General features: G+C 70.4%; 11 protein-coding genes. 7 read left to right on the top strand and 4 right to left on the bottom strand.

Annotation, left to right across the window (positions count from 1 at the left end):
- The first annotated feature begins 1 nt into the window (after position 1).
- From mnmG to ACXYMW_RS11115, 4 genes are read left to right on the top strand one after another with little or no spacing between them, the layout of a single operon-like run.
- Positions 2-1,876 (top strand): tRNA uridine-5-carboxymethylaminomethyl(34) synthesis enzyme MnmG, encoded by a 1,875-nt coding sequence (gene mnmG / locus ACXYMW_RS11130; protein ID WP_459035391.1) that lies wholly within the window; start codon positions 2-4, stop codon positions 1,874-1,876.
- Positions 1,876-2,484, top strand: coding sequence for a 16S rRNA (guanine(527)-N(7))-methyltransferase RsmG (rsmG, locus tag ACXYMW_RS11125; RefSeq protein ID WP_459035390.1), 609 nt, complete (start codon positions 1,876-1,878; stop codon positions 2,482-2,484). Before mnmG ends, rsmG begins: the two co-directional genes overlap by 1 nt.
- Positions 2,477-3,286 (top strand): ParA family protein, encoded by an 810-nt coding sequence (locus tag ACXYMW_RS11120; protein WP_459035389.1) that lies wholly within the window; start codon positions 2,477-2,479, stop codon positions 3,284-3,286. The genes rsmG and ACXYMW_RS11120 overlap by 8 nt, the downstream gene beginning before the upstream one ends.
- 13 nt (positions 3,287-3,299) lie before the next feature.
- The gene (locus tag ACXYMW_RS11115) at positions 3,300-4,208 is read left to right on the top strand and encodes a ParB/RepB/Spo0J family partition protein (RefSeq protein WP_459035388.1); all 909 of its coding nucleotides are present in this window, start codon (positions 3,300-3,302) and stop codon (positions 4,206-4,208) included.
- Positions 4,209-4,212: 4 nt separating this feature from the next.
- On the opposite strand, the gene hemW is transcribed toward ACXYMW_RS11115, so the two are convergent.
- From hemW to rph, 3 genes are read right to left on the bottom strand one after another with little or no spacing between them, the layout of a single operon-like run.
- Positions 4,213-5,370 carry a radical SAM family heme chaperone HemW gene (gene hemW, locus ACXYMW_RS11110; RefSeq protein WP_459035387.1) on the bottom strand — a complete coding sequence of 386 codons (1,158 nt, stop codon included), beginning with the start codon at positions 5,368-5,370 and terminating at the stop codon, positions 4,213-4,215.
- Positions 5,363-5,974: an RdgB/HAM1 family non-canonical purine NTP pyrophosphatase gene (gene rdgB / locus ACXYMW_RS11105; protein ID WP_459035386.1), complete on the bottom strand. Its 612-nt coding sequence runs from the start codon at positions 5,972-5,974 to the stop codon at positions 5,363-5,365. The genes hemW and rdgB overlap by 8 nt, the downstream gene beginning before the upstream one ends.
- On the bottom strand, positions 5,971-6,684 hold the full coding sequence (rph, locus tag ACXYMW_RS11100; RefSeq protein ID WP_459035385.1) for a ribonuclease PH: 714 nt from the start codon (positions 6,682-6,684) through the stop codon (positions 5,971-5,973). The genes rdgB and rph overlap by 4 nt, the downstream gene beginning before the upstream one ends.
- A gap of 105 nt (positions 6,685-6,789) precedes the next feature.
- On the opposite strand from rph, the gene hrcA reads away from it, so the two are divergent.
- Both hrcA and ACXYMW_RS11090 read left to right on the top strand, forming a co-directional pair.
- On the top strand, positions 6,790-7,857 hold the full coding sequence (gene hrcA, locus ACXYMW_RS11095; protein ID WP_459035384.1) for a heat-inducible transcriptional repressor HrcA: 1,068 nt from the start codon (positions 6,790-6,792) through the stop codon (positions 7,855-7,857).
- A 2-nt stretch (positions 7,858-7,859) separates the two neighbouring features.
- Positions 7,860-8,447, top strand: coding sequence for a nucleotide exchange factor GrpE (locus ACXYMW_RS11090; protein WP_459035383.1), 588 nt, complete (start codon positions 7,860-7,862; stop codon positions 8,445-8,447).
- Positions 8,448-8,614: 167 nt separating this feature from the next.
- On the opposite strand, the gene mutS is transcribed toward ACXYMW_RS11090, so the two are convergent.
- Positions 8,615-11,269, bottom strand: a complete 2,655-nt coding sequence (gene mutS / locus ACXYMW_RS11085; RefSeq protein WP_459035382.1) for a DNA mismatch repair protein MutS — start codon at positions 11,267-11,269, stop codon at positions 8,615-8,617.
- 133 nt (positions 11,270-11,402) lie between these two features.
- On the opposite strand from mutS, the gene ACXYMW_RS11080 reads away from it, so the two are divergent.
- Complete coding sequence (locus ACXYMW_RS11080; protein WP_459035381.1) at positions 11,403-13,658, top strand: NADP-dependent malic enzyme; 2,256 nt, start codon at positions 11,403-11,405, stop codon at positions 13,656-13,658.
- Position 13,659 lies beyond the last annotated feature (1 nt).

The following is a 13,659-nucleotide window of genomic DNA, read 5'->3' as shown; positions in this document are numbered from 1 at the left end:
AGTGTTTCACGTGAAACAACGCGACTACCATGTGATCGTGATTGGCGGCGGACATGCCGGCGTGGAAGCGGCGCTGGCCGCGGCGCGTCTCGGGGTCCAGACCGCACTGGTGACGCTGAGCCGGGACGGGCTCGGCGCGATGTCCTGCAACCCGGCTATCGGCGGCCTCGGCAAGGGCCACCTGGTGCGCGAGATCGACGCCTTCGACGGCGTGATGGGCCGGGCCGCGGACCATGCCGGCATCCAGTTCCGGCTGCTGAACCGCAAGAAGGGGCCTGCAGTGCAGGGTCCGCGCACCCAGGCCGACCGCAAACGCTACAAGGCGGCGATCCAGGCGGCGGTCTCCGGGCAGGCGAACCTGACCCTGGTGGTGGACGAGGTCACCGACCTTCTCAGCGAGGGCGGGGCGTGCCACGGCGTGGTGCTTAAGGCCGGCGGGGTGCTGCGGGCCGCCGCGACGGTTCTGACTGCGGGCACCTTCCTCAACGGCGTCATCCATGTCGGCCATCAGCTTCGCTCCGGCGGCCGCGTCGGCGACCCGGCCTCGCAGCGCCTCGCCGAGCGGCTGGCAGAACTCGACCTGCCCCGCGGCCGGCTGAAGACCGGCACGCCGCCGCGCCTCGACGGACGCAGCATCGCCTGGGACCGCCTCGACGCCCAACCCGGCGACGCGGATCCGGTCTTCCTGTCCTTTGCCACGCGCGACGTGGCCTGCCGGCAGGTGTCCTGCGGGATCACCCACACGAACCGCCGAACCCACGAAGTCATCTCGGAAAACCTCGAGAAATCAGCCATGTATGGCGGCCAGATCGACGGGGTCGGGCCGCGCTACTGCCCCTCGATCGAGGACAAGGTGCTGCGCTTCTCCGACAAGGACTCGCACCAGATCTTCCTCGAACCGGAGGGGCTCGACGATCATGTCGTCTATCCCAACGGCATCTCGACCTCGCTGCCCGAGGACGTGCAGACGGAATATGTCCGCTCCATCGTCGGGCTCGAGCAGGCCGAGATCCTGCAGCCGGGCTACGCCATCGAATACGATTACTTCGATCCGCGGGCGCTGACGCCGGACCTCGCCGTGGCAACGTTGCCCGGGCTCTACTTCGCCGGGCAGATCAACGGCACGACCGGATACGAGGAGGCCGCGGCGCAGGGTCTCGTCGCCGGTCTCAATGGCGCCCTGCGGGCGCAGGAACGGGAGCCGCTGCGGCTCAGCCGGGCCGAATCCTATATCGGGGTGATGATCGACGATCTGGTGACGCGCGGGGTCAACGAACCCTACCGGATGTTCACCTCCCGGGCCGAGTTCCGCTTGTCCTTGCGCGCCGACAATGCCGATCAGCGGCTGACGCCGATCGCGCTCGACCTGGGCTGCGTGGGGGCGGAGCGGCAGGCCGCCTTCGCCGGCAAGATGGAGGCGCTCGAGCGGGGGCGGGCGGTGCTAGACGACCTGCGCCTGCTGCCGGCCGAGCTTCGCGCCAAGGGCGCCACCGTGTCCGATGACGGACGCCGCCGCAGCGGCACCGAGGCGCTGGCGCTTCCCGGCCTCGACCTCGCCGCCCTCTGCGCCGAAACCGCCGGTCTCGTCGATCTGCCCGAGGGGATCCGGCAGCAATTGCAGCGCGACGCGCAGTATCACCACTACATCCAGCGCCAGAAGCAGGATGTCGACACGTTGCGCCGCGAGGAATCCCTGGTGATCCCGTCGGATCTGGACTTCGGCGAGATCAGTGGCCTGTCGACCGAACTTCGCGGCAAGCTGGAGCGGGTGCGGCCCGCCAGTCTCGCCCAGGCGGCCAAGATCGAGGGCATGACGCCGGCGGCGCTGACGCTGCTGCTGTCGCGGATTCGGCGCCAGACCCGGAAAGCCGGGTGATGGCGACCGGTGCGGCGCGCGATGTTTCACGTGAAACAGAGGCGGACCTGCAGCGCTTCGCCACGCTGGTCGAACAGTGGAACCCGCGCATCAATCTGGTCTCCAAGGCGTCGCTGAGCGCGTTGTGGGAGCGGCATATCTGGGATTCGGCGCAAGTCTTCGACCTTGCCGGGCACCCGGTTCTGTGGCTCGACATCGGCAGCGGCGGCGGCTTCCCGGCGCTGGTCTGCGCCATTCTCGCCAAGCACGAGGCGCCCCGGACGCAGTTCGTCCTGGTGGAATCCGACCAGCGGAAATGCGTGTTCCTGCGCGAGGCCGCGCGCCAGCTCGACCTGCCGGTCCGGGTCGAGGCCAAGCGCATCGAGAGCCTTGCACCGGTCGGCGCGGGCCTGATCACGGCGCGCGCCCTGGCGCCGCTGGGCGAGCTTCTGGCGCATGCCCAACGTCACCTCGCGCCCGGGGGCATCGCGCTGTTTCCAAAAGGCAAGACTTGGCGGTCGGAACTCGCGGAAGCACAAGAAAGATGGTCAATGCGTACGGATTCGCATACAAGTAGAACCGAGCCCGACGCCGTCATCCTGCAGATTGGAGATATTGCGCATGTCTGATCCGCGTGCCGCGACGACCCCGAAGATCATCGCCATCGCAAATCAGAAAGGGGGCGTGGGCAAGACCACCACCACGATCAATCTCGGCGCGGCGCTGGCGGAAAAGGGTCTGTCGGTGCTGGTGATCGATCTCGATCCGCAGGGCAATGCCTCGACCGGGCTCGGGCTCGAGGCCGAGGAGCGGCACTTCACCATCTACGACCTGCTGCTGTCGGACGCCACGCTCGACGACATCATCTGCCCGACGGCGACCGAGGGTCTGGCGCTGATCCCGGCCACCACCGATCTTAGCTCGGCCGATATCGAGCTGTTCAGCCAGGAGCGCCGCAGCCAGCTCTTGCGGGAGGCGCTGCGGACGCCGGATCTGGCGGCGCATGGCTTCGATTTCGTGCTGATCGACTGCCCGCCCTCGCTGAACCTGCTGACCATCAATGCCATGGTCGCGGCGGATTCGGTGCTGGTGCCGCTGCAGAGCGAGTTCTTCGCGCTCGAGGGGCTGTCGCAGCTCATGCTCACCCTGCGCGAGGTGCGCCAGACCGCCAATCCCGAGCTGCGGATCGAGGGCATCGTGCTGACCATGTACGACGTGCGCAACAACCTGTCGCAACAGGTCGAGGCCGATGCCCGCGCCAATCTCGGCGACATGGTGTTCTCCTGCGTGATCCCGCGCAATGTCCGGGTCAGCGAGGCGCCATCCTATGCCATGCCGGTGCTGGCCTACGACACCGGATCCAAGGGCGCACAGGCCTATCGTGCGCTGGCCGAAGAAGTGCTGCGCAACAGCGCCCGGCTGGCGGCGTGAACGGAGGGACAGGATGACGGAAAAACTTCAGATGCGCCGGGGCCTCGGCCGCGGCCTGTCGGCCTTGATGGCGGATGTGGAGCCGGCCAGCGCGGCGAGCGCGGCCAACGGGGCGGCGCGCGGCGAGCGGCGGATCCCGATCGAGATGATCGTGCCGAACCCGGACCAGCCGCGCCGCACCTTCACCCAGGCGCAGCTCGACGAGCTGGCGGAATCGATCCGCGCCAAGGGGGTGATCCAGCCGATCATCGTGCGGCGCAAGCCGGGCAGCGACGAGATGTACGAGATCGTCGCCGGCGAACGGCGCTGGCGGGCCGCGCAGCTTGCCGCGCTGCACGAGATGCCGGCGCTGGTGCGCGAGTTCGACGACACCGAGGTGCTCGAGGTCGCGATCATCGAGAACATCCAGCGCGCGGACCTGAACGCCATCGAGGAGGCGGCGGGCTACCGCCAGCTGATGACCCGGTTCGGCCATACCCAGGAGAAGCTGGCCGAGGCGCTCGGCAAGAGCCGCAGCCACATTGCCAACCTGCTGCGGCTGCTGAACCTGCCGCAGGACGTGCAGACCCACGTCGTCGAAGGCACGCTGAGCGCCGGACATGCCCGCGCGCTGATCACCGCCGAGAACCCGAGCGACCTCGCGCGGGAAGCGGTGCGCCGCAAGCTCTCCGTGCGCGAGACCGAGCGGCTGGCCAAGGGTGCGGGCGCCGCCAATGGGTCCGGACAGCAGGGACGACGCAACGGGTCCGCGCAGGAGAGCGACGCTGATACCCGGGCGCTGGAACGGGATCTCTCGGCAGCGCTGGGAATGCGGGTGGCGATCTCCCACCGCTCCGGCGCCGAGGGCGGCACGGTGAGCATTTCCTACGAGACGCTGAACCAGCTCGACGCGCTCTGCATGAAGCTCGGCGCCGGCAGCTGAGCCGTCACTCGGGCAGGAGCTCCGCCACCACGCGGTTGAGCAGCAGGCGGCCGGCCGGGGTGACCCCGAGCCGGCCGTTGTCCTGCCAGACGAGGTCCATGTCGCGCAGGGAGGCCAGCGCGGCGCGGTCTGGGTAATCCGGGTGAATCGCGGTCAGTCGGTCCATATCTAGGCCTTCGCGAAGCCTCAGACACATCATGAGGTATTCGAGTGCCTGTTCCGAGGCCGGAACGGGCTCCACCAGGCGGTCGCCATTGCCGCCTTCGGCATGGTCGAGCCAGGCCCCCGGATTGCGCCAGGCGGCGGTGGCCCGGCGGGCGCCGTCGAAGGTCAGCCGGCCATGCGCGCCGGGACCCAGCCCGAGATAGTCGCCGCCGCGCCAGTAGACCAGGTTGTGGCGCGATTCGGCGCCCGGGCGGGCATGGTTCGAGACCTCGTAGGCGGGCAGGCCGGCGGCCTCGCAGAGCGCCTGCGTGATCTCGTAGAGATCGCCCAAGAGATCCTCGTCCGGCAGGCCGGGCAGGGCGCCCCGGTTGCGCCGCTCATGGAAGGCGGTGCCGGGCTCGATGGTGAGCTGGTAGAGCGACAGGTGATCGGCGGCGAGGTCGAGGGCGCGGCGCAGTTCCGCCTCCCACTCGCCGGCGGTCTGGTTCTGCCGGGCATAGATCAGATCGAAGCTGACCCGTTCGAAGGTGGCCCGCGCGACGTCGTAGGCGGCGAGGCTCTCGGCCACGCTGTGCAGCCGCCCGAGGCGCCGCAGGCTGTCATCGTCGAGCGCCTGCAGCCCCATCGAGACCCGGTTGACCCCGGCAGCGGCGAAGCCGCGGAAGCGCTCCGCCTCGACCGAGCGGGGATTGGCCTCGAGGGTGATCTCGACATCCTCGGCCAGCGGCCATTCGGCGGCCACCGCGTCGAGCAGGGCGCCCACCAGGGCGGGCGACATCAGGCTGGGCGTGCCGCCGCCGAAGAACACCGAGTTCAGCCGCCGGCCGCGGGTCAGCGCCCCGGCGCGGCGGATCTCGGACAGGAAGGCGCGCTGCCAGCGGTCCTCGTCGATGTCGCGCTGGACATGGCTGTTGAAGTCGCAATAGGGGCACTTGGCCTCGCAGAACGGCCAATGCAGATAGAGGCCGAAGCCGCCCTGCTGCCAGGGCTCAGTCAAGGCAGCCTGCCACGAACCTGGCGAAGGCGCGGGCGCGGTGGCTCATCTCGTTCTTCCGCCAGCGGTCCATCTCGGCAAAGCTCTGGGTGTGGCCCTCGGGGGTGAAGATCGGGTCGTAGCCGTGGCCCTTATCGCCGCGCATGGGCCAGGTGATGCGGCCGTCGATGGTGCCCTCGAAGACCTCGTCATGGCCGTCCGGCCAGGCCAGGACCAGGGTGCAGCAGAACCGCGCCGCCCAGGGCTCGGGCGCGCCCTTCGCCTGCAGCTCGTCATGCACCCGGGTCATCGCCATGGCGAAGTCGCGGCCCCGGGGCGTCTCGGCCCAGTCGGCGGTGTAGACCCCGGGCGCGCCGTCGAGCGCCATCACCTCGAGGCCCGAATCGTCGGCCAGGGCGGGCAGGCCGGTGGCCCGCGCCGCGGCATGCGCCTTGATGCGGGCATTCTCGACGAAGCGGGTGCCGGTCTCGGCGGGCTCGGGCAGGTCCATCTCGGCCCCGCCCGAGACGGCGATGCCGTAGGGCTCGAGCAGCGCCGCGATCTCCTCGAGCTTGCCGCTGTTGTGGGTGGCCACCAGCAGCCGGTCGCCGGTGAGACGGCGGGTCATGCCAGCGCGGCCTGCTGCGCGGCCACCAGCTCGGCCACGCCCTGCTGCGCCAGCTCGGTCAGGCGGGCCATCTCCTCGCCCGAGAAGGTCGCGCCCTCGGCCGACATCTGCACCTCGATCATCCGGCCGTCGCCGCGCATGACGAAGTTGCCGTCGGCGCCGGCCTCGCTGTCCTCGGCATAGTCGAGATCGAGCACCGCCTGCCCGGCATAGAGGCCGCAGCTCACCGCGGCGACCGGGGAGACCAGCGGGTCGCGGGAGATCTCGCCCGCCTTCAGCAGCCGGTCGACGGCCAGCCGCAAGGCCACCCAGCCGCCGGTAATGGCCGCGCAGCGGGTGCCGCCATCGGCCTGGATGACGTCGCAATCGACGGTGATCTGGCGCTCGCCGAGGGCCAGCCGGTCGACCCCGGCGCGCAGCGAGCGGCCGATCAGCCGCTGGATCTCCACGGTGCGGCCGCCCTGCTTGCCGGCGGCCGCCTCGCGCCGCATGCGGCTGGTGGTGGAGCGCGGCAGCATGCCGTATTCCGCCGTCACCCAGCCCAGGCCGGTGCCCTTCAGGAAGGGCGGCACGCGCGGTTCCAGCGAGGCGGTGCAGAGCACATGGGTGTCGCCCACGCGGATCAGGCAGCTGCCCTCGGCGTGCTTGGTGATGCCGGTCTCGATTGAAACCGCGCGCATTTCGCTTAAATTCCGTCCCGACGGCCGCATGGTGCTCTCCGCTTTGCTGCGATCCGGGCATAACGAAGCGGGGCAGGGCGCCGCAACCCCGCTTGTCCCCGGCCGCCCGGACGGGTGAAGGAACCGAACGCCGCGATGACTGATCAAAGCCCGCTGCTCGAACAGCTCAACGAACGCTCGCGGGAGGTCTTCCGGCGGGTCGTGGAAGGCTACCTGGAGAGCGGCGAGCCGGTGGGCTCGCGCGCGCTGACCCGCACCCTGTCCGAGAAGGTCTCCGCCGCCACCGTGCGCAACGTCATGCAGGACCTTGAATATCTCGGCCTGATCGCGGCGCCGCATGTCAGCGCCGGGCGGGTGCCGACGCAGGCGGGCCTGAGGATGTTCGTCGACGGCTTTCTCGAGGTCGGCGATCTCGGGCCCGAGGACCGGCGCATGCTGGACGCCACGCTGGGCAGCAATTCCGAGGATGTGGGCGGCATGCTCGACCGCATCGGATCGGCCCTGTCGGGGGTGACGCACGGCGCCTCGCTGGTGCTGACGCCGAAGCACGAGGCGCCGATCAAGCATATCGAGTTCGTCAGCCTCGGCGCCGACCGGGCGCTGGTGGTGCTGGTCTTCGCCGACGGCCATGTTGAGAACCGGCTGTTCACCCCGCCGCCGGGCCAGACGCCGTCCTCGATGCGCGAGGCGGCGAACTTCCTCAACGCGCTGATCGAGGGCCGCACGCTGAGCGATTTCCGCGCCGTCATCGCCGCCGAGATCACCGCCCGGCGCCAGGAAATCGACGGGCTGGCCCGCGACCTCGTGGAGCAGGGGCTGGCGGTCTGGAGCGCCGAGGGCGCGCGCTCCGAGCGGCTGATCGTGCGCGGCAGGGCGAACCTGCTTCAGGAGGGCCACGAGGAGGAGCTCGAGCGCATCCGCGAGCTGTTCGACGATCTCGAGCGCAAGCGCGACATCGCCGAGTTCCTGGAACTCGCCGAATCCGGCGAGGGGGTGCGGATTTTCATCGGCTCGGAGAACAAACTTTTCTCACTTTCGGGTTCCTCTCTGGTCGTCTCTCCTTATATGAACGCGGATCGTAAAATCATCGGCGCGGTGGGCGTGATCGGGCCCACCCGTCTCAACTACGGTCGGATCGTGCCGATCGTCGACTACACGGCACAGCTGGTGGGAAAGCTGATATCCGACCGCACCGAGAGGTAAGCATGGCAGATCCCAAGAACGACGATTTCCTCGACGACGTGGAGACCGCGGAGGCCGAACTCTACGGCACCGAGGCCGAGGACGAGGAGGCCGGGGCGCCGGAGGCCACGGCGCGCTTCTCCGACGAGATCGAGGCGCTCAGGGCCGAACGCGACGAGCTCAGGGACCGCTTCATGCGGGCGCTGGCCGATGCCGAGAACGCCCGCAAGCGCGCCGACCGCGAGCGCCGCGACGCCGAATCCTATGGCGGCACCCGGCTGGCCCGCGACCTGCTGCCGGTCTACGACAACCTGCACCGGGCGCTGGCCGCGGCCGGCGAGGAGCGCCCCGAGACCACCGCGGCGCTGATCGAGGGGGTCGAGCTGACCCTGCGCGAGCTGCGCAACGTGTTCCAGAAGCACGGCATCACCGAGATCGCCCCGGAACCGGGCGAGAAGTTCGACCCGAAGCTGCACGAGGCGATGTTCGAGGCGCCGGTGCCCGACACCCGCGCCGGCGACATCATCCAGGTCTCGGCGGTGGGCTTCCTGCTGCACGACCGGCTGCTGCGCCCGGCCCAGGTCGGGGTGAGCTCGACGCCGGCCGGCTGAGGCGGCGGGCAGGGGGCGCGGTGCCCGAGCAGGGCTGCCGGCGGGCCCGGCCCGGCCGGCCGCCCCGGAGGGGCGCTGCCCCTCTTGCGTGGCTCCGCCGCGCAATTCACCCCGGGATATTTCGGCTCAGAAGAAGCGGTCCGGCGGGGTTTTTCGAGACATTGCGGTCAGGGGGCGATGAGCGCCTTCAGCTCGTAGAGCGCCTGCAGCGCCTCGCGCGGCGACAGCCCGTCGGGGTCGAGCTGGGCGAGGCGGGCCTCGGCGGGGCTCGGCCCGGGCGGCGCTGCCGGGCGGGCCGGCGCCGGAGCGGGGCGCGCGCTGGCGGCGAAGAGCGGCAGCTCGTCGATCAGCGCCTCCGGGGTCGGGCGGTCGCGGTCGCCCTGTTCCAGCGCCTCGAGGATGGTCTTGGCGCGCGCCACCACCGGCGCCGGCAGGCCGGCGAGCTGCGCCACCTGGACGCCGTAGGAGCGGTCGGCGGCGCCCGGGCGGACCTCGTGCAGGAAGATCACCTCGCCCTGCCATTCCTTCACCGCCACGGTGGCATTGGCGACGCCGTCGAGGCTGCCGGCCAGCGCCGTCAGTTCGTGGTAATGGGTGGCGAAGAGGCCGCGCACGCGGTTCGCCGCCTGCAGGTGCTCGAGCGTCGCCCAGGCGATCGACAGGCCGTCATAGGTGGCGGTGCCGCGGCCGATCTCGTCGAGGATGACCAGCGCGCGGTCGTCGGCCTGGTTCAGGATGGTGGCGGTCTCGACCATCTCCACCATGAAGGTGGAGCGGCCGCGGGCGAGGTCGTCGGAGGCGCCGACGCGGCTGAAGATCTGGCTGACGAGGCCGATATGGGCGCTGTCGGCGGGCACGTAGGCGCCGGCCTGGGCGAGGATGGCGATCAGCGCGTTCTGGCGCAGATAGGTCGACTTGCCGGCCATGTTGGGGCCGGTCAGAAGCTCCAGCGCGGCGCCGTCGCCGGCGGGCGTCAGGCGGCAATCGTTGGCGATGAAGGGCGCGCCGCCCTGCGCGGCCAGCGCCCGCTCCACCACCGGGTGGCGCCCGGCCTCGATCTCGAAGGCGCGGCTGTCGTCGATCCGCGGCCTGGTCCAGCCCTCGGCGGCGGCGAGATCGGCCAGCGCCGCGGCGAGGTCGAGCTCGGCCAGCGCCGCGGCGGCCTCTCCCAGCGCCGGGGCGGCGTCGAGGATGGCGGCGCGCAGCGCGGCGAAGAGGCGCTTCTCGATCTCCAGTGCCTCGGCCCCGGCATTGTGGATGCGGGTCTCGAGCTCGGCCAGCTCTAGGGTGGTGAAGCGGATGGCGCTGGCGGTGGTCTGGCGGTGGATGAAGGTCTCCGAGAGCGGCGGTTTCATCATCCGCTCGGCATGCGTGGCGGTGGTCTCGATGAAGTACCCCAGCACGTTGTTGTGCTTGATCTTCAGCGACCCGATGCCGGTCACCTCGACATAGTCGGCCTGCATGCGGGCGATCACCGAGCGGCCCTCGTCGCGCAGCTCGCGCGCGGCGTCGAGCGCGGCGTCGTGGCCCGGCGCGATGAAGCCGCCGTCGCGCGCCAGCTGCGGCGGCTCGGCCACCAGCGCCGCGGCGAGCAGCGAATGCAGGTCGCCATGGCCGGCGAGCGCCCGGGCCTCCGCCGCCAGGTGGTCGGGCAGGTCGCAGGCGGCCAGCGTTCCGGCGAGCCGCGCCGCGGCGTCGAGCGCGCCGCGCACCGCGGCGAGGTCGCGCGGCCCGCCGCGGTCGAGCGCCAGCCGCGACAGGGCGCGCTCCATGTCGGGCGCCCGGCGCAGCGTCTCGCGCAGGCTCCGCGCGGTGTCGGGGGCGTCGAGGCACCAGGCGATGGCGTCGTGGCGGGCGCGGATGGTGGCGAGATCGCGCGCCGGCGCCGAAAGCCGGCGTTCGAGCAGCCGCGCGCCGCCCGGGGTCACCGTGCGGTCGATGCAGGCCAGCAGCGAGCCGGCGCGGCCGCCCTCGGGGCCCTGCGTGATCTCGAGGTTGCGCCGGGTGGCGGCGTCGATCTGCATCAGCCGCGAGACCTGGACCTGGCGCGGCGCGCCGAGCCGCGGCCGCTGGCCCTTCTGGGTGATGGCGAGATAATCCACCAGCGCTCCCATGGCGGCCAGCTCGGCGCGCGCGAAGCGGCCGAAGCCGTCCAGCGTCTGAACGCCGTAGAGCGCCCCCAGGCGGTCGCCGGCGGCGGTCGAATCGAAGGAGGCGCGGCCCAGCAGGGTCGGCTGCAGGCCCAGATCGTCGAGCACCGGGCGCAGCGCCGCCTCGCCGGCCTCGGTCATCAAAAGCTCCGAGGGTGCCAGCCGCGCCAGCTCGGCGCCGATCCGGGCCTGCGCCAGCGCCATGACGCGGAAGGCGCCGGTGGAGATGTCGGCCCAGGCCAGCGCCCAGTCGCCGCGCAGCTCGGCCAGGGCGGCGAGGTAATTGTGCCGCCGCGCCTCGAGCAGGGTCTCCTCGGTCAGGGTGCCCGGGGTGACGAGCCGCACCACGGCGCGCCGGACCACCGACTTGGCGCCGCGCTTCCTGGCCTCGGCCGGGCTTTCCATCTGTTCGCAGACGGCGACGCGGAAGCCCTTGCGGATCAGCGTCAAGAGGTAGCTCTCGGCGGCATGGACCGGCACGCCGCACATCGGAATGTCCTCGCCCAGATGCTTGCCGCGCTTGGTCAGCGCGATGTCGAGCGCCTCGGCGGCGGCGGCGGCATCGTCGAAGAACAGTTCGTAGAAATCGCCCATCCGGTAGAACAGCAGGGCGTCCGGGTGGTCGGCCTTGATCTCCAGATATTGCGCCATCATCGGCGTCGCGGCACTCATCTCACCCCCGTCAGCGGATCCGGCGCGACCCTATTGGGACCGCCGATCGCGTGAAACCCCGAAAGCGTCGTGTTGAGCGGACACCGGCCTTCGGCTAAGCCGAACGTCGGACAGGTAGGAGGGAGAGCGGTTCATGGCCCGGCAGAAGTTCACCCGCGAAGAGGCGCTGGCCTTCCATATCGAGCCGGAGCCGGGCAAGTGGGAGGTCCAGGCGACGGTGCCGATGACCACCCAGCGCGACCTGAGCCTGGCCTATTCCCCGGGCGTCGCGGTGCCCTGCGAGGAGATCGCCGCCAACCCCGAGACCGCCTACGACTACACCAACAAGGGCAACCTGGTGGCGGTGATCTCGAACGGCACCGCGGTGCTGGGCCTCGGCAATCTTGGCGCGCTCGGCTCGAAGCCGGTGATGGAGGGCAAGTCGGTGCTCTTCAAGCGCTTCGCCGACGTCAATTCCATCGACATCGAGCTCGACACCGAGGACCCGGACGCCTTCTGCAACGCGGTGCGGCTGATGGGGCCGACCTTCGGCGGCATCAACCTCGAGGACATCAAGGCGCCGGAATGCTTCATCATCGAGCAGCGGCTCAAGGAAGAGATGGACATCCCGGTCTTCCACGACGACCAGCACGGCACCGCGGTGATCTGCGCCGCCGGGCTGATCAACGCGCTGCACATCTCGGGCAAGACGATCGAGGAGGTGAAGATCGTCCTGAACGGCGCCGGCGCCGCCGGCATCGCCTGCCTGGAGCTGCTGAAGTCGATGGGCGCGCGGCACGAAAACTGCATCATGTGCGACACCAAGGGGGTGATCTGGCAGGGCCGCACCGAGGGCATGAACCAGTGGAAATCGGCGCATGCGGTGCAGACCGAGGCGCGCACCCTGGAAGAGGCGATGAGGGGGGCGGACGTGTTCCTCGGGGTCTCGGCCAAGGGTGCGGTGACCCCCGAGATGGTCGCCTCGATGGGCGACAACCCGGTGATCTTCGCGATGGCCAACCCGGACCCCGAGATCACCCCGGAAGAGGCGCACGAGGTTCGCATGGACGCCATCGTCGCCACCGGCCGCTCGGACTACCCGAACCAGGTCAACAACGTGCTGGGCTTTCCCTATCTCTTCCGCGGCGCGCTCGACATCCATGCAAGGGCGATCAATGACGAGATGAAGATCGCCTGCGCCGAGGCGCTGGCGGCGCTGGCGCGCGAGGACGTGCCGGACGAGGTCGCGGTGGCCTATGGCCGCAACCTGAGTTTCGGGCGCGACTACATCATCCCGACACCGTTCGATCCGCGGCTGATCTACCGCATTCCGCCGGCAGTGGCGAAGGCCGGCATGGATACCGGCGCGGCGCGCCGGCCGATCGTCGACATGGAGGCCTACGAACTGTCGCTGAAGGGCCGGCTCGACCCCACCGCGTCGATCCTGCAGGGCATCACCGCGCGGGCGCGCAAGGCGCAGGCGCGGATGATCTTCGCCGAGGGCGACGACCCGCGGGTGCTGCGCGCCGCCGTCGGCTACCAGCGCGGCGGCTACGGAAAGGCGCTGGTGGTGGGCCGCGAGGCCGACGTGAAGGAGAAGCTGGAGGCCGCGGGGCTGGGCGACGCGGTGCGCGAGCTCGAGGTGGTGAACGCCGCCAACACCCATCACCTCGAGACCTACAAGGACTTCCTCTATGGCCGCCTGCAGCGCCGCGGACAGGACCGCCAGGACATCCACCGGCTGGCGGCGCGCGACCGCCACGTCTTCGGCGCGCTGATGCTGGCGCACGGCCATGGCGACGGGCTGGTGACCGGAGCGACGCGCAAGTCCGGCCATGTCATGCGGCTGATCAACCACGTCTTCGACGCCGACGCGGCGCATGGCGCGGCCGGGGTCACGGCGCTCTTGCACAAGGGGCGGATCGTGCTGATCGCCGACACCTTGGTGCATGAATGGCCGGACGAGACGGACCTGGCCACCATCGCCATCCGCGCCGCCGGCGTGGCCCGGCATCTGGGGCTCGAGCCGCGGGTCGCCTTCGTGTCCTTCTCGACCTTCGGCTACCCGGTCTCGGAACGCGCCGAGAAGATGCACCGCGCGCCCGAGGTGCTGGACGCGATGGGCGTCGATTTCGAATACGAGGGCGAGATGACGGTGGACGTGGCGCTCAATGCCCGCGCCCAGGAGGCCTATCCGTTCAGTCGCTTGACCGGACCCGCGAACATCCTCGTGGTGCCGGCGCGGCACTCGGCCTCGATCTCGGTCAAGCTTCTGCAGGAGATGGCCGGGGCCACGGTGATCGGGCCGATCCTCGGCGGCGTCGACAAGCCGATCCAGCTCTGCTCCACCACCGCCTCGGCCAACGACGTGCTGAACATGGCGGTGCTCGCCGCCTGCAAGGTGGGCTGAG

Source organism: Roseivivax sp. CAU 1761 (assembly GCF_054482755.1).
This window is presented reverse-complemented; position numbering and strand designations above follow the sequence as displayed.

Bases quoted from the DNA above. Each gene is read 5' to 3' on its own strand.
- mutS (WP_459035382.1), bottom strand. From the start codon at position 11,269: ATGAGTGCCGCGACGCCGATGATGGCGCAATATCTGGAGATCAAGGCC.
- ACXYMW_RS11115 (WP_459035388.1), top strand. From the start codon at position 3,300: ATGACGGAAAAACTTCAGATGCGCCGGGGCCTCGGCCGCGGCCTGTCG.
- hrcA (WP_459035384.1), top strand. From the start codon at position 6,790: ATGACTGATCAAAGCCCGCTGCTCGAACAGCTCAACGAACGCTCGCGG.
- ACXYMW_RS11120 (WP_459035389.1), top strand. From the start codon at position 2,477: ATGTCTGATCCGCGTGCCGCGACGACCCCGAAGATCATCGCCATCGCA.
- ACXYMW_RS11090 (WP_459035383.1), top strand. From the start codon at position 7,860: ATGGCAGATCCCAAGAACGACGATTTCCTCGACGACGTGGAGACCGCG.
- ACXYMW_RS11080 (WP_459035381.1), top strand. From the start codon at position 11,403: ATGGCCCGGCAGAAGTTCACCCGCGAAGAGGCGCTGGCCTTCCATATC.
- rdgB (WP_459035386.1), bottom strand. From the start codon at position 5,974: ATGACCCGCCGTCTCACCGGCGACCGGCTGCTGGTGGCCACCCACAAC.
- rph (WP_459035385.1), bottom strand. From the start codon at position 6,684: ATGCGGCCGTCGGGACGGAATTTAAGCGAAATGCGCGCGGTTTCAATC.
- rsmG (WP_459035390.1), top strand. From the start codon at position 1,876: ATGGCGACCGGTGCGGCGCGCGATGTTTCACGTGAAACAGAGGCGGAC.